The sequence below is a fragment of the Collinsella sp. MSK.8.10 genome, from assembly GCF_019041915.1.
GTDB lineage: Bacteria > Actinomycetota > Coriobacteriia > Coriobacteriales > Coriobacteriaceae > Collinsella.
This window is the reverse complement of sequence record NZ_JAHPYF010000002.1, coordinates 143,454-163,407: the sequence shown is the minus strand read 5'-3', so window position 1 is coordinate 163,407 and position 19,954 is coordinate 143,454. Positions and strand designations below refer to the sequence as shown.

Genomic DNA, 19,954 nt, shown 5'->3' with positions numbered 1-19,954 from the left:
CGCGCCTACCAAGGCCCGGCGGGGCTTTTTGATCCTTAGGCACGCGCATGTCTTGTAGATACCGGCGGGCTTTGCCCATCATAGGCTTTTGCGCGGGTAGAATGCATGGATAACTTGATGCTTGCAGGCGACGGAAAGGAAACGTTGCATGGACCAGGATAAGACGACCGTGATGGGCGGATATGGCTCCGCACAGGCTGGCGGCAGCGCCGATGTGGCCCGTATCGTGCCGAATCCCGGCAATGCTGCTCCCGATGCGACGCAGGCGTCTGCCGAACCCACACGGGTTATTGGCTACGGCGATACACCACGGGATCCGTTTGATTATGCACCGCAGGACCCGTATGACAATGCGGCGCCGGACCCGTATGGCAATGCGGCGACAGATGCTTATAACAACCTGCCGCATAATCCCATTCCGCAGCCTCAGCAGACGACGTATATGCCGCGCACGGCGCAGGTTCAGTCTCGTTATGAGTCGCGCGATCCGCATGCGCGCCAGCCGTATCGCGAGTATCCCAAATCGATTCCGCAGTATGGTGAGGACGAGGAGAAGGCACCGTCGCGTCCGTCGAGCGTGATCAAGAAAATCCTGATTGTGCTGGCGATCTTCTTTGCCTTGTCGGTCGTGTTCGCCATCGTGTCGGGCATGCTCAACAAGCGGGGCGCCACGACCGATGCCACGACCGAGCAGGCCGAGACCACCCAGTCTGCTGCCGTCGACCTGAGCGATATCCCGGGACAGTACTGGTCCAACGCCAAGAAGCTCCTCAAGTCGCGCGGAGCCGACCTTTCGAACGCCGTGATCCTGACCGACGATGGCTCAACGCCCGTCATCGATTCCAACTGGGTTGTTACGAATGCCTACTATAACGACAACGGCAACCTGGAGATTCAGCTCACGCACAAGAACAGCTATGGCAACTCGTCCGGCGGCCAAAGCGCCACGGACAGCTCGAGCTCCAACACACTGGAGGACCTGAGCAACAAGGCGCAGGAGTTGGGAGACAAGGCGCAAGAGCTGGGCGATACGGCGCAAAACCTCGGCGATACGGCTCAGAATCTGGGCGATATGGCAACGAACGCCTGGGACGCTCTGCAAAACGGCATTTCGGGCGCACAGGGTAACTAGCTGTTAAGCGGGCTACAGCTGTTCTGCCGGACGCTCGGGCGAGCTAAAGCCCGAGTCAAACGTAACGACGCATGATGCATCGGGCCGGCGCTCGTGCACGATGCGCGTGACGAGCTCCAGCAGCTCTTCGTCGGATATGTCAAAGCCGTCGGGACGCACCAGGTCAAACGAAACAAAGTCGTCGTGCTCATGCAAGTCGTGGATGGAGAGCGCAGGGTCGATCTGCGCTACGCCGCGCTTGACCCAGCCGCGCAGGTCGTCACCGGTTGTTGCGATGGGGTCGCAGTGCAGCGTAATGCCAATGCCCATCTGGCGTTTGATATCGTGTTCGATGGTGTCCAGGATCTCGTGGTGCTCAAAGGCATCGCCCTCGCCGGGCATTTCGACGTGTGCGCTGGCAAACTGGCGGCCCGGGCCGTAGTCGTGCACCATGAGGTCGTGCGTGCCCAGGACCTGGGGGTACGACATGATCCTGTCGCGGATTTCCTGGACGAGCTTGGGGTCGGGCGCTTGCCCCAGCAACGGGCTGATGGCGTCGCGCACCAGGGCCATGCCGCTGATGCAGATGAAGATGCCCACACCCAGGCCTGCCCAGCCATCGAGGTCAAAGCCAGTCGTCTGCGAAATAAGCGCCGCCACCAAGACCGAGCCCGAGGTGATGACGTCATTCTTGGAGTCCTGCGCTGTGGCGATGAGCGTCTCGGAGTCGATGCGATTCCCCAGCGTGCGGTTGAACGCGGCCATCCAGAGCTTAACGAGCATGGACGTAGCCAGTGCCGCAAGGGAAACGAGCGTGTAAGCGGTGGGCGAGGGCTTGATGATCTTGGTAACGGACTCGAGCACCAGGTTGATGCCGACGGCGCAAACCAGGACGGCGACGAACAGGCCGGCTAGGTACTCATAGCGACCGTGGCCATAGGGGTGGCCTTCGTCTGCCGGGCGGCTGGCAAGGCGGAACCCGAGCAGACTCACGATGTTGCTCGAGGCATCGGAGAGGTTGTTGAAAGCGTCGGCGATGAGGGAGACGGAGCCGGCGAGCAGGCCCGCGATGCCCTTGGCCAGGCACAGGGTGATGTTGAGGCCAATGCAGACGAGGCTTGCGGAAAAGCCCACGTTGGTGCGGCAAGATGTATCGACCGGCTCGCTCTCGCTGCCGGGAACAAGCGTATGTACCAGCCGATTTACAAATAGCATAGCGGTCGTCCTCACAATCATGTTTAAGGGGATAGTGTAGCTCGCGCGGGGGCGCCGTGCACCGATGCTCAGAAAATGCAGCAATAGTCTGCCGGTGCTAACGAGCGAGCCTTCTCGTCTGCCTGGGTGGTCCATTTTGGGCCACATGGGTATGGGCATGTGCCTGCTTGCTCGAGATACTTAATGTCGACAGCCCCTGTGCAAAGGAGGACGTTTCCATGGACGAGATGTTTGCCATTAAATGTCAAAACTGCGGCGGCCCTATGTACTCGCACCAGGCTAAGCGCAGCTTTGAGTGCGCCTATTGCGGCACGGTCGTTCCGTGGCAGGCTGATGCGGGGGAGCCCAAGAGCGCCCTGGGCATTCGCCATACGCCGTTGACGGTGGTGGATGGACTGCTCAAGCTCACGCATGTGTCGCAACTCGAGCGCCCGGAGGACCCGGACTGGTATTTCTTCAATGCGCACTGGCGCAATCAGTCGGTTCTGGAACATCTGCTGTGGGAGGATCGCGGCACGGCGCAGGAGTTCCAAGAGGCCACGCATGTGAGCATTCCTTGCCCCTTCTGCGGAGCGTCCTTTGAGGGCGAGTCGACCCAGCGTGTGTTCGAGTGCCCGTCCTGCGGCAACAAGATCGGCATTGCCGACCTGCTCAAGCCGGGGACGTTTAGCAAGCGTCTGACCATGGGCGTGGGTGCGGAATATGTGCCGGAGCAGGGCATTCCCTGCGAGATTTCGCCGCAGCAGGCACGTGCCAACGCGCTGCAGCTGGTGCGCCAGTATGCGGAAGCCTTTGCCGGGCACGACGTGGAAGACGCAATCCAAAACGACATGATGCTCTTCTACTTCCCCATGGCGCTCGCGGACCTGCGCATGATGGCGTCCTTCCCGGGCAAGGGCCTGAGCAAGGAAACCCTGGTGTACTACGAGGTGCTCGACTGGGCATACCCCAGGGCAAACTACCTGGATGTTCGCCTCATGGGCATTTTGGAGCCGTGGGACTTTGCCAAGGTCGGTCCGTTCGATCCCGCCATGCAGGAAGGCGATTTCCGTGTCGTCTCGGTCGATGCGTCTACCAAGGACCAGGTGGTCATTGATAAGCTGGCGCTCGACATTGCCGGCAACGATGCCGAGGCGGTACTGGGGCTCAATAAAAAGAGCATCCGAACCTGGGCACGCAAGGCTCGAAAGCATAAGGACGGCCTGGTGATGGTGCCGGTCTACTTTGTCGATCGCCCGGCGACGGATGGCCGCGATGGCGAGCAGGTGCGTATCGCTGTGAACGGCCAGACGGGTCGTGCAGCTGCGGTGGTGTTTAGTGACAAGCGCGAGACGCATGTGGTGGCGCCGCTCAACCCGAGCCTGCATCTGTCCGGCGAAAGTACCGTGCACGCCACGCCCATCGAGGTCAAATACGTTAAATCGCCGTTCCTATACCAGATCGTGCGCCGTGGAGACGGCGAGCAACCGCGCCAGGTTGCAGCGGTCGCCGAGGGTTCCTACCGAGAAGAAAAGCCCAAACGCAAGGGCTTGCTCGCTGCGATCTTTGGGAAGTAGGGAAGCGCAGCACGGGACGGCTCGCACGCGTGCGGTGGTTTCGGTCGCAACGTGCCGCTATCCTTGCACTTCGCCATTAGTCGCTTCGTTGATGGCGCGGTACTCGGCACTCAGCTCGCGCGCCAGCTCTTCCTTGCTTGGAAGATACGGCAGGTATTTGGCGGCAAACACTTGGTCGTTGTCTTCGGGCAGCGTGTACTCGACGATCGAATCGCTTTTGTCCGCGCAGAGCACGATGCCTATGGGCGGATTGTCGCCTTCGTTCATGAGCTCGCGCGTGTAGTAGTTCACATACATTTGCATCTGGCCCAGGTCCTGATGCGTAAGGTCATCGGTCTTAAGGTCGATGAGCACGAAGCAGCGCATCAGATAGTTGTAAAAAACAAGGTCAATATAGAAATGGCGTCCATCAAAGGTGATGCGCTTTTGGCGCGCCTCGAAAGCGAAGCCACGGCCAAGCTCCAGCAGGAACTTCTGAAGATGCGTGATGAGCGCCTGCTCTAGATCGCTCTCGCGAAACGTAGCATCGTCCGAGAAACCTAAAAACTCCAGTACATATGGGTCGCGGATGATATCCTCGGGGCGACGAGCCGGGGCGCTCTCTTGGATTTCCTGGGTGACGGCCTCTTTGTCCTTGCTGGCAAGTAGGCGCTCGCGGAACATGGTGTTGATCTGGCGTTCGAGCTGACGCGTGCTCCAGCGAGAATCGGCGCATTCGTTCATGTACCAGGTGCGAGCATCAGGGTCGGTTATACGCGATAACCTGCGGTAATGTGTCCAATTCAATTCGGAACGCAGCGCGTTCCGGATTGGGAACGCAAGATAAAACTGACGCATGTATCTTAAGCTTCTGGCGTTGAAGCCTCTGCCAAAATCCTTAGTCAATCTAACGGCAAGTTCGTCGATCAGTGCATCGCCATACTTGGCGCGCTCCTCTCCGCCCTGTTCATCAACAATACTCTTGCCGATCTCCCAATATGCCCCAACCATCGCAAAGTTAACGGCGGTATAGGCCTTGTCGCGAGCGGCGTTGAGAATCGAGGAGACCTGCTTGTAAAAACCTTCGGGCACGATTGCCGATTCTCCACGGTTTACCAGTTCACCCATCACTGTCGCCCCACTTTCCTCTTGTGGAATGCATCTTTATCGCATTTAGTTTAAAGCCTCGCGCGGACTCGCATTACTGTGCTGTTTGGCACCTTCGCATGGGAGCCTTGCGGTGGTTAAAATGTGACCATAGAGGCAGTTTTAGCGAACCCCACGGGAGTGACGCGTATGGACAACAACACGCTGCTATTCCAGGACAAAGGTTCGGGTAGGTATAAAGACGTCAAGATCTACCCCAACCGTATTGAGGTGCTCAAGAAGGGCACTTTTGGTGGCAAGCACACCGAGATTGTCTACCTTAAGGTCATCACGGGCGTCAATAGAATCAAAGGCCGCAATGTTTTTCTGCGCAATCGACTGTTAACCGCTTGCGTCTTTAGTCTGAGCAGCCGTGCGAAGGCCCAGGAGTTTGTTAACGCGCTGAACATGGTGATGTAGCCTATGGCGGCGTTCGGGCCAAGGTAAAAATCGGGGGCACAGAACGGTGTCCTGCGCCCCCCATTGAGTCGATGTGTCTAAAAGGCCGGCTTGCCTATTCGCTACCGTCCCCAGCGTTTTCGCGGTCGTTGGCAAGCATTGCCGCGCCGGCGACCGTTGTCGCTACGGCGGCGGCAGCGAGCCCGGCGGCGATGCCAGAGCCGTCGCCCGTGTCGGCGAGTTTTCCGCCCGAGTTCTTGCCCTTGTTGCCCTTACCGTTCTTATCAGCGCTGCCTGCGTTGGAACCCGTGCCACCGTCGGTGCCGGTGCCGCCTGCACTGCTCGAGGCCGCTACGGTAAAGCTCGCGGCTCCGTCATTAGCAAGCTTGTAGTTTTGCGCCGCGTCGCCCAAAAGACCGTTCGCGCGCACCCAGTACGTTCCCGCGGTAAATGCCTCGCCCTCGACCATTGCCGTGCCCGGAGCGCCGTCCGCGTCGTGCACAAACTCGAGCTGAGCCGTGCAGGCATCGTTTTCGAGTTTGCCCTCGAGCAGCGCCGCGACCTTTGTGCGCACATCCTCGCCGGCCTTAAGGCCTTCGAGCCCCTCAAAGTGGGGTGTCAGTGCGCGCGGATCGATATCGATGGGCACGGATCCCTGCAGCCCCGTAACGGTCTCGTTGCCCAAGGCGTCGACATCCACGTATTCGATGGTAAACGCATGGCCCGAAGCCGCCACGTTGAGTACGTTGCTGCTGTCGACAAGGCGGAAATGGCCCTCGCCAACGGTCTTGCCATCCTGGAGCGAGGCATCGCTCAGCGAGTCGCCGTACGTCATACGCATGCGGGTCGGGAGGCAGCACGAAGCCGACTGCGTGTGCTTCGTATCGTAATTGTAATTGCGCTGGTAGATGCTCCGGGCCAGCGCCGCATCAACAAAGTCGGATGCGATGATGCCAATGTGCTTGAGGTAATCTGACTTTGTATCCTCGGTGCCGCTGGGATTGATGTACGGGCTCTTGTACAGATGCTCGTTGACTACTCGTGCCGAGGTAAAAGGATTGCCTCCGTGCGACAAGCCCGTGCAGCTGGTGTAGTTGATAGACCAGCAACGCTCCTGGACTTGCACCTCGGCCCCGGCATCGTCCACGACGTCCACCTTGTTGCACGTGCGCCCGGTCGTTTCCTTCAGCGCATTATCGACCCAGCTGAGCTTGTCGGTTCCCGTGAGTTTGTACTTGTCCTGGGCATATACCTTGGTGCAATAGGGCTCTTCATTGCCCGTTTCCCCTATGGCTTCAAATCCCCGCGCGTCTTGGACGAGACACATCGACTGCCCGGAATGCGCCTTGATCTTGTCATCCCATTGGGTGAGGTCGAGGCCCCACGTGTGGCCGCTTACGCTGTTGCCGGCGAGCCCAAATCGACGCAGCAGGACGATCTTTCCGCGCACCTCGCCCAGCGTGGGGACGTGGCTCGACGTGTAGAACAGGTTGGGGTTATCGGCCATAACCTTGGCGAAGGCCGTCGTTATGCTTTCGTCGGTAGCCTCATCGTTGCCGCGCGATGCGAGCATGATGAGCGCTTCTGACGGGTTTTCGTTCAAAAACGTTTTGAAGTACCCGATGACATCGGAGAGATGCAGATAGTTCCCGTCTTTTTTGAGTAGGTAGAAAATCCCGTGGTCGATGCCGGGGTCATCGCCCTTTCCGAGCCGGATATCAAAATAGCGGATTCCCTCGAGCAACTGCGTGGGAATGTAATCCTGCTGGCATTTTACTTGCGAGGATTGGGGCTCAGTGTCGTTGTCCACGCTGCAGGTGCCCGAATCGTGCGTACCCGGGATGCTCAGTTCGTCGAGGTACTTGTCGTCGTCGACGTGGCTCATCCAACATGGCCCATCGACGTAGCTGCTATACGTGATCCAGTCGATGCTGCTAACCGTGGCATCGTTCTTTTTCATGTCGTAACCGATAAGTTCGAGCTCCCACGGAATGCTCTCACTCTTATGGCAGATCTTATTGTTGTCCTGGTCTTTGCCGTTCGATTCTATTGCCAGGTACTTAATGTCTTTTTTCTCGGTTTCTTTCTCGACCGTGCGGTCTCGGATGATATAGGTTCCGTTTGATTGACGCTCGAACGCAAAAGCGCGGCTGGGCTTGTTGTCATACTCGCCGCCCCATACGTGGATGACCTTTCCATCTTTGTCAGAGTCGTCGTCGACCGACCAAATGCTGTAGCCCGTCTTTTTATGCTCTTCGAAATTGAGCAAGGTGCGGATAGCATACCAGTTTGTATCGTCATTCTTGGTCGTTACGTTCTCAAGGATGAGCTTGCTGGACGTGCCGTCGTTAAACAGGTGGCAGACGTTGCCGCGAACGTTGCCGTCTTGGTTGACGCTCGCGGTGCGAAAATAGCCCGCGGGGCGAAGGCGAATGACGAAATTGTGGAGGCTGTCCGACGGTGCGGGTGTGTTGTCTGCAAATGCCGCTCGCAGGGGAATGCCCGGCGCTGCGGTTTCGGGCAGGCTTGCAAGTGGTGACAACGCCGCAAGCCCTAGGCCCAGCGTAAACGCTCGGCGGCTGATGGCATGGTGTTCGGTCATAACTTCTCCATTCGCAGAGTGCGGTTATGCGATAGTTTTGGTCACTATACTGCCCAGATGTTTAAAGATGCTGGTTTAATTGTCTGCGCGGCGCAATAAATCGGTGGGCGGACGTGTTGGGGTGTTTGTCGTTTTCGTACTGTTGCCACATTTGGGGCGGTTCCGGCGTCCGGCATCCTCGCGTTCGTCGGCTACAGGCATAAGAAAGGGAGGGTCGGTTTACCGGCCCTCCCTGGGTACGAAGCGCTGGGGTACCGTCGCTTGTTTGCACTGCGACCGTGTTTCCCGTTGCGCTCGCCAGTCGCTTAGCGCTTGATCTCGATATCGTCGAGCTTGACGTCCATGGCCTCGGTCTTGGCCTCGGCGATGTCGTCGGCAAATTCCAGAGACTTCATCATGGTCTCGACGGCGTCCTTGTGCTCCTCGACGTTGTCGATACGCACATACACACTGCCGCCGTCAACGTCGGTGAAGTATTCGGTCGTTACGCCGCCCGAGTGCGTAAAGTAGGCACTGCGCCAGGTCTTGCCGTTGTACTTAACGGGATCGCTCTCGGTCCATCCGGAGTTGGCCTTCCACTTTGCCTCGTAGTCGAACAGCTCGTCGGCGTTCTTGTCAGGATCGAAGACGGGGATGAAGCGGTCGCTGGCGTGCTCGCTCTCGGTGAACTTAAACTGGGCCCTATCGGCCGTGTCGCCTGCGACGTCGGTGATCTCGACGCCCTCGGGGACCTCGACCTTAAACCAAATGAAATCGGTCCTCATATCCACGGCTGGCTTTTCTGCTCCGCCGCCACCGCCGCTTCCGGTAGCGCCGCCGCTGCCACCGCAGCCCACTAGGGAGACTGCGGCTAAGAGGCTTATGCAGAGGGTGAGAATCGCAAAGGCCTTCTTTTTCATGGTCGTGTCCTCCTCGATCTGTAACCGCCCATGGATTACCTGCCTTTACTGTACGCGCGAGCGGCTCGTTCTGGTGGGCCATGTGTCCCATTCTGGGGGCTGGAATTGCGCCGACAAGTGGCAATATACGCGGGTCCAAAAGAGGGGAGGGCCGATGCTGTCGGCCCTCCCCGGGGTTGGGTGCCCGTTGTTTTATTGGGGCGCGTGTACGCGGGCGTGTGCGGGATTCGGCTACTTGATCTCGATGCTCGAAATCTCGACTTCGCGTGCCTCGGAAACCGCTTCCGTCATGTCGTCGGGGAACTCGATGGAGTTGAGGAGCGCCTCGGCTTCTTTCTTATGCAGATCGAAGTTCGAGATGAGGACGTAGACACTTCCCGGCTCAACGTCGGTAAAGAGGAGTGTTGAGACGCCACTGTTGTCCTCGTACGTTCCGATGAGCCACGTCCTGCCGTTATACTCGACGGACCCGCCATCCTTCCACTGGAACGTATCGCCTTTCTTTTCTGCCTGGTCGGCGTGGGACTCCTCAGCTGTCAGCGCCTTTTTCCAAACGGGGATAAAGCGATCGGCCGAGCCGTTCTCGTTCTCGGGGAAGGTGAGCTGGACCCTGTCGGCGTTCTTGCCGGCGGAGTCGCTTACGCCAACGCCCTCGGGCATCTCGACCTTAAACCAGATAAAGTCAGTCTTTTCGGCGACGGGGGCCTTTTCCTTGCCTTCGCTCTTTGAGGTGCTGCCGCCTCCGCCCGATGCGATCCCGCCGCAGCCGACAAGGGCAAACGCGGCAAAGAGGGCGATGCACAGGGAAAGGATCGATAGGGTCTTTTTCATCATGGTGGCGTCCTCCTTGTCTGTCGGTGACATCACGGCGCCGTATGCTGTTGGGGTACTGATTGCGCTGGCGGCGGATGTCTCTGTGTACTGTGCGGCTTATGCCTCCGTTCATCGCTTGTGGCCGTTGAGCGGCCGTGCCCCAACGGGTTCCTTACTTATAGATATGCCCCAGCTTGTGCTGCCCGGGAGTCTCGAAAGGTGGGCCATGTGTCCCATGTTTGCGTTGCCGGCGCCTATCGTTCGTCATAGAAATCTGCGATGGCCAGGTGCGCTGACGCTCATGTACTTATGGGCTAGACTTAGCACCATTACGTGATCGATGCGGTTGGTCGGCGATTCCGCCCGACCGATGTATATGACTTGAAGGTGCATGCGTATGAGCCAAGAGATGATGGACAAGACCTGCCGCGGGTTTGCCGAGGCGCTGGCCGCGCGCGAGCCGGTTCCCGGCGGCGGCAGCGCGAGCGCCTTTGTGGGCGCGCTGGGTGCCTCGCTTTGTGGGATGGTTGCTCGTTATGGGGCGACTAATCCCGCGCTTGCCGATCGCGCAGACGATCTGACACGCGCATTTGCTCAGGCAGACGAGTTGGCACAGGAACTTGTGGGCCTGGTCGCCGAGGACGTTCGTGCCTACGGACAGGTGTCCGCGGCGTATGGTATTCCGCACGAGGATCCGGCTCGACCTGCGGCAATCCAGGACGCGTTGCATGTGGCGGCCATGCCACCGTATCGGATCATGGATGCCTGCGGGCGCGCGCTGGCGCTGCTCGAGGACATGGCCGACAAGGGTTCGCGCCAGTTGCTGTCCGACGTGGCGTGCGGTGCCGTGTTCTGCCGCGCCGCCATGCAGGGCGCGAGCCTGACGCTCTTTGCCAACACCACGTCTATGAAAGACCGGGCGCGCGCCGGGGAGCTCGAGGCGGCGTGCGATGAACTGCTGGATACATGGCTGCCGCGCGCCGATGCTCTGGCACGCCGCGCCGCTGACGCCGCAAGGAAGAGGGGATAGCCATGGCAGAGCTGCTGAAGGGTGCTCCCGTTGCCCGTGCTTTGACCGAGGAGCTCGCTGCCCGCTGCGTGGCTTTGCGCGAGCGCGGCGTTGTGCCGACGCTGGCCATCGTTCGCGTGGGCGAGCGCGAGGACGATCTATCCTACGAGCGTGGCGCCCTCAAGCGCTGCGAGAAGGTTGGCATCGAGGCTCGCCGCGTTTTGCTTCCTGCCGATGTTTCGCAGGATGAGCTGCTGGCGGCTATTGAGGACATCAATGCCGACCCCGCTGTTCACGGATGCCTGATGTTTCGTCCGTTGCCCGCTGGGCTTGATGAGGATACAGTTGCCGCGGCACTCGATCCCGCCAAGGACGTCGACTCCATGACGCCGGCCTCGCTGCTCACCACGCTTTCGGGGCGAGGCGAGGGCTTTGCTCCCTGCACGGCAGAAGCCGTGTTGGCGTTGCTGGACCATTACGGCGTTGAACTGGATGGAGCTAAAGTTGCCGTTGTTGGTCGCTCGCTGGTAATTGGCCGTCCCGTTGCCGCCATGCTTACGGCTCGCAATGCCACGGTGACGACGTGCCATACGCATACGCGTGACCTAGCTGCCGAGTGCTGTTCTGCCGACATTGTTGTTGCCGCGGTTGGACGCGCGCGCACGATTGGCGCGGATGCGGTTCGCGAGGGCCAGACGATCATCGATGTTGGCATTAATTGGGACGAGGCTGCCGGAAAACTGGTCGGCGACGTGGATTTTGATGCTGCGGAACCGATCGTTGGCGCCATCACACCCGTGCCGGGCGGCGTGGGGGCTGTGACCACCGCAATTCTCGCCAAACACGTGATTGAGGCGGCGGAGCGCGCATCGAAATAGGCGTTTTGGGCTGTTTGAGGGGTTAGCCATATACCACGTGGTCAAAAAGCGCCAAATATGAGTACTGTTGCCATGATAGTCACATATGTTTTACGTCTTTTGGGTTTCCTAACGATATTCATTCTCGTTAGGAAACCCATTTTATTGAACCTATGGGGAATAACGCTGTCTCGCTTTTGGACAAATAGGGATCTTCAGCACTCATTACAAGGAAATTTGCTGCTACTAAATTGGTGACAGTACTCATATTTGGCATTTTTTGACCACAGGGGTTCCGAGGGGGTTCCGAGGTGCCGTGGTTTCGCCCTTTTTGCGCCGAAGCGATACACTGTTGCCGTTTGATTTCTTCGCTCAAGGAGGATGCGCATGCCGTGCACAACGATTCTGGTCGGTAAGAACGCGAGCTACGACGGGTCGACGCTTGTCGCGCGTAACGAGGACTCGTCCAACGGGGTGTTTGAGCCCAAGCGTATGCGCGTGGTGCATCCCGACGAGCAGCCGCGCGTCTACACGAGCGTCCTGAGTCACCTGACCGTTGAGCTGCCCGATAACCCCATGCGCTACACGAGTGTCCCCGATGTTGTCCCGGGCCACGGCATCTGGGCCGAGGCCGGTTTCAACGAGCTCAATGTGGGCATGTCTGCAACCGAGACGCTCACCACCAATGAGCGCGTTCGCGGCGCCGATCCGCTCGTGGACTACGTGCCCGCCAAGGGCAACGAGGGCGAGGACGGCTATGTGCCGGCGCAGCCTGGTGGCCTGGGCGAGGAGGACATGGTGACCCTGGTCTTGCCGTATGCCAAGTCCGCCCGCGACGGCGTGCGCATCCTGGGCGACCTGCTCGAGCGCTACGGCACCTACGAGAACAACGGCATCGCCTTTAGTGATGTGGACGAGATCTGGTGGCTCGAGACCATCGGTGGTCACCACTGGATTGCCAAGCGCGTGCCTGACGACGCCTATGTGACCATGCCCAACCAGCTGGGTATCGACAGCTTTGACCTGGATGACGCCGAGGGCGCCCAGGCCGACCACATGTGCTCCGCCGACTTGCGCGCCTGGATGGCCGAGTGGCATCTGGACCTGACGCTGGGCGTCGAGGGCGACGGCCCGGCTGCGGTCTTTAACCCGCGCGAGGCCTTTGGCTCGCACAGCGACAGCGACCACGTCTACAACACGCCGCGCGCGTGGTACATGCAGCGCTGTCTCAACCCCAGCGACGTGTGGGATGGCCCCGACGCCGACTACACGCCCGAGAGCGACGATATCCCCTGGAGCCGCGTGCCCGAGCGCAAGGTGACCATCGAGGACATCAAGTACGTACTCTCGAGCCACTACCAGGGCACGGAGTACGATTGCTACGGTAGCAAGGGCACGCCCGCTACGCGTGGCGCCTATCGCCCCATCGGCATCAACCGCAACAGCCAGCTCGCCGTGTTGCAGCTGCGTCCCTATGCGCAGCCGGCCTATCGCGCCGTGCAGTGGATGGCGTTTGGCTCCAACTCGTTTAACGCGCTGGTTCCGCTGTACGCCAACGTCGAGATCATGCCCGAGTACTATGCCGACACGCAGGCTCGCGTGACGTCCGAAAACTTCTACTGGGCCAACCGCCTGATCGGCGCGCTGGCTGACGTCCGCTTCCATGAGTGCGGTCGCGCGGTCGAGGATTATCAGGAGAAGGTCGGTGGCATGGGCCACAAGCAGATCCATGACATCGACGCTGCCGTAGCCGTTCTGCCCGAGGCCGAAGTGCCTGCCGAGCTTGCACGCGCCAATGAGGCCTTTGCCGAGCGTGTTCGCGTAGAGACCGATGCTCTACTGGGCAAGGTGCTCTACACCACGAGCTGCGCCATGAAGAACTCTTTCGCGATGAACGACAACGTGAGGTAGGGATTTCCCGTCGATCGAATAGCGCTAAAACGCTTTGTCGCTTTCGCTCAATCTTGGGTACAAGAACGCCAATGCAGTTGTTTGTGATTGGAGACAACCATGGTTATGAAACTCGATCAGCTTGTTAACGGCGCCATTAACGTGGGCTTTGGCGCTGCCGCCGTTGCTGTCGAAGGCGGCAAGAAGGTCCTCGACGACCTTAACACCAAGGGCGAGCAGGTCCGCAAGGACACCGCCACCCCCGATATCGCCCGCAGTGTGTCCGACATGTTCGAGCAGGCCGGCGGTACCATCTCCGATCTGACCGAGCGCTTGGGCATGCAGGGCGAGACCGCGGCCCAGCGCGTGCTCGACGAGCTCATCCTTGCCCGCGTCCGCGTTATGACCGCCCCCGAGCGCACGGCCTTCCTGGCCCATGTGCGCGACATCGTCGATTCGGTCGAGGACAACGTGACCTCGGTGCCCGTCGAGTCCGTTGAGCCCGACGATGCGAAGGATACCGAAGAGGCCGAGTAGCAGCGCAGATGGCAGATTCCACCACCGATTACAACAATCTAGATCCCTTGGGTGACGAGGCGGCGGTTGTCGATGAGGTCGACGCCGCCGTCTCGGGCGCTCGCAAGAAGCCGCGCGCCGTCGATATGGTGCCCGAGGAGCCCGACGCGATGGCGCCGGACGAGGAATACCAGCTCACGCCGGCGGGTCGTCGCGAACGCATTGGGCAGATTGTACGCCTGGTCAAAAAGTACCGCGTGTGGGATAACCTCACGCCGGTTCGTTTGCGCCGCCTGCTCGAGGAACTCGGCCCCATGTTCGTCAAGATGGGGCAGATTTTGGCCAACCGGTCCGAGATTCTGCCGCAGCGCTTTTGCGACGAGCTGCGTCGTCTGCGCTCCGACGTGGAGCCGGTGCCGTACGAGGTCGTACTCAGCTGTCTGGAAGAAGAATACGGCCTGCGCCTGGGGGAGATGTTCGATGCGATCGACCCCAACCCGCTCGGTAGCGCGTCGCTCGCGCAGGTGCACCGCGCTCGTCTGGTGACGGGCGAGGACGTGGCCGTCAAGGTGCAGCGCCCCGGTGCGCAGCAGGTTATGGCACAGGACATCGATATCATCCGCTCGGTGGTGCGTATCGTTTCCAAGTTCGTCAACACCGATCAATTCGTTGACCTGCACGGCGTAGTCGAGGAGTTGTGGACCTCGTTTCGCGAGGAGACCAACTTTTTGGCCGAGGCCAAAAACCTCAACGACTTCTACGAGTTCCATAAGAGCTTTCATGGCGTGACGTGCCCTAAATCCTATCTGGACCTGTGCACCGAGCACGTGGTGGTTATGGACTACGTCGACGGCATTTCGATCGCCGATCCTGAACGCTTGGTGGCCGAGGGCTATGACTTGGAAAAGATCGGTGCCGCGATTGTCGAGGACTACTCGACGCAGGTGCTCGACGACGGCTTTTTCCATGCCGACCCGCATGCGGGAAACATCATCCTCAAAGACGGTATCGTTTACTTTATCGACTTGGGCATGGTCGGACGCATGTCGAGTCACGATCGCGGTATCGTAAAGGACATGATTTTCGCCGTGGCCGAGGGTGACGTGCCCAAGCTCAAGGATTCGCTCATGCGCTTCGCCGTGACGCGTGGTGACTCGGCTGAGCTCGATCATTCGGCCTTTTTGTCCGATCTTGACTTTATCGTGGCTGACTTTGCGGGCCTCGACCTTAAAGACCTGGATATCGGCGAGTTTTTGACCTCGCTGCTAAACCTGGCGCGCAAAAACGATGTTGAGCTGCCGAGCGTGGTGACGATGTTCGCGCGCGGCATGGTGACGCTCGAGGGTTTGCTGACCGAGTACATGCCCAACGTCAACATGATCCAGATCATCCAAACCCACATTAAAAACGAGAAAAGCACCTATGCGCGCGTGCGCGACATGGGGCGCGATCTTGCCGCGAGCAGCTATCGCGCGGCGAAGGGCTCACTCGAGGCGGCTGAGTACCTGGGGCTGGCTTCGCGCATGCTTACGCGCGGCCAGCTTAAGGTGAACACGCAGATCATGAGCAGCGATAAGGCACTGCGACAGCTGGGCGGAATTATCGACCGCATGTCGATGGCTATCGTTATCGCCGGCCTGTTTATCGGTTCGTCGGTGGTGTACTACGCACGCATCGAGCCGGTTGTGTTTGGTATCCCGGTCATTGGCTTTATGGGCTACGTGAGCGCGCTGGTGCTGGCGCTTATGCTGGGCCGCAATATCTGGCTCAACAGCCACGGCGGCAAACACTAGAGGCTGCGACCGTCACCGCAATTTCCTATCGCAAACAATAGCTTTTACCTTGGGCTTCGCCTGTGTGCGGGGCCCTTTTGCGTGATACCATTTTGACGGTAATAATCGATGGCCTAGATGGTGGTGCGGAGACGCACGAATGCGCGGTTTTCCTGCGCGTTTGGGAGAATCGGGGTGCAAGTCCCCGGCTGTACCAGTAACCGTAATTCCTCTTGGCTCGGGATGTTCGTGTCGCAGATCGGACGACGCGCCTGAGCCGTTAAGGTTAAGTCGGATCGCCTCCCATCTTGCATGCGGCTGCGGCGTATGCCGCCGGTGTGCATAGGGCTCTGGAGGGAAGGGGGACCCCGATGGGGGGACTCGAGCGCAACATGCGCGATGACGTGGGGCAGCCGCTGGGCAATGCTCCAAGTACAGACAATGGGGGACAAATGGATATGTTTGAGGACGAGCGCGGGCGCGCCTCGCTGCATCGCCGTGGCGCGATTGCACGCGGCGTAGCCAAGCGCGGCCTGGTGGCATTCCTGGCCTTCGCGATGGCCTTCAGCACCACGCCGGCTCAGCTGTGGGCCGAGGGCGCCGAGGGCATTGCCGAGGCTGTGGCTCAGGCTACGACGCCGGGCGAGGACGCAGCGCTTGCGGGCGGTGCCGCTGAGCAGAGCGGTGCCGAGGTTTCGGATTCCGGGAGCGCGCCTGCAGCCAGTGCCGCCACAACAGAGGCAGCAACTGGCGACGAAGGCTCGGCGACGGGGGAGAGCCCTGCCGCGAGCGAGCAGTCTTCGGCGGCATCCGCTGGCCAAGCAGGATCTGCCGCCGCGGCTGCCGTCCAGACAGAGAACTCGACAGAAACTGGCGATGTCGCCAAGAAGCAAGTCGAGGTCTCGTTCTCGATTATCGGCACCGATGCCGACGGCAAGGCTCAGACCTGGGTGGCGCCTACGCAGCTCAAGCTCGACGAGGGCGCAACGGCTGCGGATGCCTTCATTAAGCTGCAGGAGAAGACGGGCTTCAAGGCGAAGTACGAACCGAACACGGCATACGGTTTCTACCTCAAAAGCATCACATCCCCGAACGATGGCCGCACGCTTGCCTACGATCCGACGACTTATGCCTTCTGGCAGCTGTTCGTCGACGGCGCGTCTTCCTCGGTCGGCGCGAGCAGCGTTAAACTCGCCCAGGGGCAGAAGATTGAGTTTGCCTATACGGCTGGTAGCACTACCCCCGTTGTTAAGGACCAGGTTGCCGCAAATGTGACCGTCATTGGTCGCGATGCCCAGGGCAAGACTCAGACTTGGGTCGATAACGCGCAGTATGTGGTGACGTCCGGCTCGAACGCACTTGACCTTACGAAGGTCGCGCTCGAGGCGAATGGCATCGACGCCGTTGCTGCGGGCTCCTTCATTCTGAGCCTTAAGTACAACGGCGTTGAACTGGGTACGCCGCTCGATTATTCGACCTATTGGCAGCTGTTCATCAACGGCAAGTCGAGCGACTACACGGCAGACAATGTCACCATTCATGCTGGTGATACCGTTACGTGGTTCTACGGTGGCTGGGGCGACCAGTTGCCGTCCGATTCTGTCCATGCTTCCGTTCAGGTACTTGGTAAGGACAAGGACGGCAAGCAACAGGTTTGGGCTTCGACGGGCCAGACGAGCCTCAAGGCAGGCTCCACTGCTAAGGATCTCCTTGAGCAGACCGGCCTTACTCTCGATGCTGGCGAATCGTCTTGGGGCTGGTTCCTCAACGGCATTACTTCGCCGTTCGATGGTAAGTCCTATGGCTGGGATGCTGCGACCAATAGCTATTGGCGCTTCTACGTAAATGGCAAGTTCGCCGACGTTGGCGCCGGTGCCTACGAGCTTCAAGAGGGCGATGCCGTCACCTTTATGTATGGTGCTGAAGCCGATGCCCTCCCCGGTCAGGTGCTTGGGTCTGTCGATGTTATCGGTCCCGATGTCAACGGCAACAATACTCGCTGGGGTTCGGCAAGCAACGTTTCTCTGCCCGAAGGCTCTACTGCCCAGAACCTTATTGAGACGGTCCTGAAGGCCAAGGGCGTTACGTACAACGGCTCCCAGAGTGGTGAGTACTGGTTCCTCAATTCCATCAACTCGCCGTTCGATCACAAGCCGTATGCCTTGGATGCTGCGACCAATAAATATTGGCACCTGTATATCAACGGAGAGCCCTCCTTACTCTGCGCCAATCAGATTACGCTCAAGAGCGGCGATAAGGTTACGCTTGCCTATACCACCGACGATTCGGCCATGCCCGATCCCGACAAGGTTGTCGTGGACCCGAGTGCGACGACTCCTAATTGGGATGCCGAGTGGGCCGGCTACGGCAACAGTGGCAACGGTTCGACCGTAACGGATGCCAAGACGCCTGCGCAGGCCGCCGGTCTTAAGTGGGCCTTCGATTGGAAGGCCGAGTCTGGTCAGCAGTATGCCAACTGCAGCGAACCTGTCATCGCTAACGGTTTTGTGTACATCGCGACCGAGAACGAGCTCATTAAGATCGATTCGTCCACGGGCAAAAAGGTTGCCTCTGCGCCGCTTGCCTCCAAGGTGAGCTATACCTCTCGTCCGATCTATACCAATGGCCTTATCATTGTTCCGCTCAACGGCGGTGCGGTCCAGGCGATTACTGCAGACAAGCTGATCTGCAAGTGGCTGACGCCTGGTTTGACGGACTTGACGCAGAGCTCCTGCACCGTCGTTTCGGACGGCGAGTACGTCTATGTAGGCACAGCTGATGGGAAGAAATACGTCAACGGTTCCTTTACGCGCATCAAGATCGCCACAGGCGAAGTCTCTTGGCAGAACATCGACGCAGCTGAGGGCTATTATTGGACTGGCGCTGCCCTGACGGATAAGTACGCCATCGTCCCCACGAGCGCGGGTACGCTTAAGTGCATTGATAAGGCAACGGGTGATGTCGTTTCGACCATGAAGCTCGGCGTCCTTGCGAACGCTGACTGCGTCGCCGATCCGTCCAATGGCTCGACCTTCTATCAGATGACGCACGACGGAAAGCTCCATGTGATTTCGCTTTCGGCGAAGGGCGTGCTGAGCGAGCAGAAGACGGTCGACCTGGGTCTTACGAATAACATGAGCGCCCCGGCGGTGTCTGGCGAGAACTTGATTGTCGGTGGGCAGACGGCTACTGGATCTGCTCTGGTTCTCTATAATCTGAAGACTGGTAAGACCACGATGGTCACCGCTGCTGACGGTAAAGAACTACCGGCCGGATTTAACGGTATTGCTGCTACTCCGCTGGTGAGCGTTCAGGGCAGCAAGACCTATGTGTACTTCACCGTTAACAGCGCGGATAGCAAGGATTACGTCAACTACTCTGCTGGTGGTGGCGTGTATCGCTATACGCTCGGCGATGCAGAGGCGACGCAGATTTATGATGCGGCTGGCCATTACCAGTACTGTGACTCTCCGGTCATTGCCGATGCATCTGGCAACCTGTACTACATCAATGATTCGGGTACTTTGTTCAAGCTGGGGGCTGTTGAGTCTTGGACGGTTGCCTTTAATTCCAATGGCGGGTCTGCTTGCGACACTAAGTTTGTTGCTATGGCCGATGGCAAGCTGGTCAAGCCGGCAGATCCGACGCGCGATGGCTACACTTTCGGCGGTTGGTATACCGATGAGGCTTGCATGCAGGCGTATGACTTCAGTACGCCGGTGACGGCCGATCTGACGCTGTATGCCAAGTGGACCAAGAAAGCCGTTAACCCTGGCGGTAATGGCGGCGCTGGTTCGAATGGCGGCGGTTCTGGTACCGGTACTGGTTCCGGCACTGGCGCTGGCGCGGGTTCTGGCTCCGGCTCGAAGGGCGGCGCTATTGCCCCGGGCCAGAAGCCGGTGACCAAGACGACGGTGTCGACCAAGACCGAGACTAAGGCCGACAAGAAGTCCGACAAGAAGGACTCCGATAAGAAGGACGAGAAGAAGTCTGACAAGAAGGACAGCAAGTCCGACAAGAAGTCCGATTCCAAGTCCGATACGGGTGCTGCTTCCACGACCACTGCTAAGAAGTCCTCTAGTGCTTCCGAGCAGGAGACTGGCACCAACCCGCTCGCCATTGTTGGCGTTGCCGTCGGCGTCATCGGTCTCGCCATCGTCGGCGTGTTCGTGTTCACCAAACATCGGTAG

The 19,954-nt window shown here is 59.3% G+C and carries 14 protein-coding genes; 9 read left to right on the top strand and 5 right to left on the bottom strand.

Going from position 1 to position 19,954, the window contains the following annotated elements:
- The first annotated feature begins 148 nt into the window (after window positions 1–148).
- Window positions 149–1,132: a hypothetical protein gene (locus tag KTF55_RS03800; RefSeq protein ID WP_217107996.1), complete on the top strand. Its 984-nt coding sequence runs from the start codon at window positions 149–151 to the stop codon at window positions 1,130–1,132.
- Between the two features lie 12 nt (window positions 1,133–1,144).
- Here KTF55_RS03800 and KTF55_RS03795 read toward each other — a convergent pair whose 3' ends face one another.
- Complete coding sequence (locus KTF55_RS03795; protein WP_217107995.1) at window positions 1,145–2,326, bottom strand: cation diffusion facilitator family transporter; 1,182 nt, start codon at window positions 2,324–2,326, stop codon at window positions 1,145–1,147.
- Between the two features lie 218 nt (window positions 2,327–2,544).
- On the opposite strand from KTF55_RS03795, the gene KTF55_RS03790 reads away from it, so the two are divergent.
- Window positions 2,545–3,882, top strand: a complete 1,338-nt coding sequence (locus tag KTF55_RS03790) for a hypothetical protein (RefSeq protein WP_217107994.1) — start codon at window positions 2,545–2,547, stop codon at window positions 3,880–3,882.
- A 57-nt stretch (window positions 3,883–3,939) separates the two neighbouring features.
- Here KTF55_RS03790 and KTF55_RS03785 read toward each other — a convergent pair whose 3' ends face one another.
- Window positions 3,940–4,989 carry a YhcG family protein gene (locus tag KTF55_RS03785; RefSeq protein ID WP_217108061.1) on the bottom strand — a complete coding sequence of 350 codons (1,050 nt, stop codon included), beginning with the start codon at window positions 4,987–4,989 and terminating at the stop codon, window positions 3,940–3,942.
- Window positions 4,990–5,157: 168 nt separating this feature from the next.
- Here KTF55_RS03785 and KTF55_RS03780 point away from each other — a divergent pair, with 168 nt between their 5' ends.
- Window positions 5,158–5,427: a hypothetical protein gene (locus tag KTF55_RS03780; RefSeq protein ID WP_217107993.1), complete on the top strand. Its 270-nt coding sequence runs from the start codon at window positions 5,158–5,160 to the stop codon at window positions 5,425–5,427.
- Between the two features lie 94 nt (window positions 5,428–5,521).
- Here KTF55_RS03780 and KTF55_RS03775 read toward each other — a convergent pair whose 3' ends face one another.
- The 3 genes from KTF55_RS03775 to KTF55_RS03765 form a co-directional block, all read right to left on the bottom strand.
- Window positions 5,522–8,008 carry a phosphatidylinositol-specific phospholipase C gene (locus tag KTF55_RS03775; protein ID WP_217107992.1) on the bottom strand — a complete coding sequence of 829 codons (2,487 nt, stop codon included), beginning with the start codon at window positions 8,006–8,008 and terminating at the stop codon, window positions 5,522–5,524.
- Window positions 8,009–8,313: 305 nt separating this feature from the next.
- Complete coding sequence (locus KTF55_RS03770; protein ID WP_217107991.1) at window positions 8,314–8,907, bottom strand: hypothetical protein; 594 nt, start codon at window positions 8,905–8,907, stop codon at window positions 8,314–8,316.
- A 231-nt stretch (window positions 8,908–9,138) separates the two neighbouring features.
- Window positions 9,139–9,741: a hypothetical protein gene (locus tag KTF55_RS03765; protein ID WP_217107990.1), complete on the bottom strand. Its 603-nt coding sequence runs from the start codon at window positions 9,739–9,741 to the stop codon at window positions 9,139–9,141.
- 376 nt (window positions 9,742–10,117) lie between these two features.
- Between KTF55_RS03765 and KTF55_RS03760 the strand changes: the two genes are divergently transcribed.
- From KTF55_RS03760 to KTF55_RS03735, 6 genes are all read left to right on the top strand, one after another.
- On the top strand, window positions 10,118–10,750 hold the full coding sequence (locus KTF55_RS03760; protein WP_217107989.1) for a cyclodeaminase/cyclohydrolase family protein: 633 nt from the start codon (window positions 10,118–10,120) through the stop codon (window positions 10,748–10,750).
- Between the two features lie 2 nt (window positions 10,751–10,752).
- The gene (locus tag KTF55_RS03755; protein ID WP_217107988.1) at window positions 10,753–11,607 is read left to right on the top strand and encodes a bifunctional 5,10-methylenetetrahydrofolate dehydrogenase/5,10-methenyltetrahydrofolate cyclohydrolase; all 855 of its coding nucleotides are present in this window, start codon (window positions 10,753–10,755) and stop codon (window positions 11,605–11,607) included.
- 366 nt (window positions 11,608–11,973) lie between these two features.
- A complete protein-coding gene (locus tag KTF55_RS03750; protein WP_217107987.1) occupies window positions 11,974–13,497 on the top strand; it encodes a C69 family dipeptidase in 1,524 nt (507 codons plus the stop codon).
- Window positions 13,498–13,596: 99 nt separating this feature from the next.
- Complete coding sequence (locus KTF55_RS03745; RefSeq protein WP_117583986.1) at window positions 13,597–14,013, top strand: hypothetical protein; 417 nt, start codon at window positions 13,597–13,599, stop codon at window positions 14,011–14,013.
- 8 nt (window positions 14,014–14,021) lie between these two features.
- Window positions 14,022–15,785: an AarF/ABC1/UbiB kinase family protein gene (locus tag KTF55_RS03740; protein WP_217107986.1), complete on the top strand. Its 1,764-nt coding sequence runs from the start codon at window positions 14,022–14,024 to the stop codon at window positions 15,783–15,785.
- A gap of 350 nt (window positions 15,786–16,135) precedes the next feature.
- Window positions 16,136–19,954, top strand: coding sequence for a DUF4430 domain-containing protein (locus tag KTF55_RS03735; protein ID WP_217108529.1), 3,819 nt, complete (start codon window positions 16,136–16,138; stop codon window positions 19,952–19,954).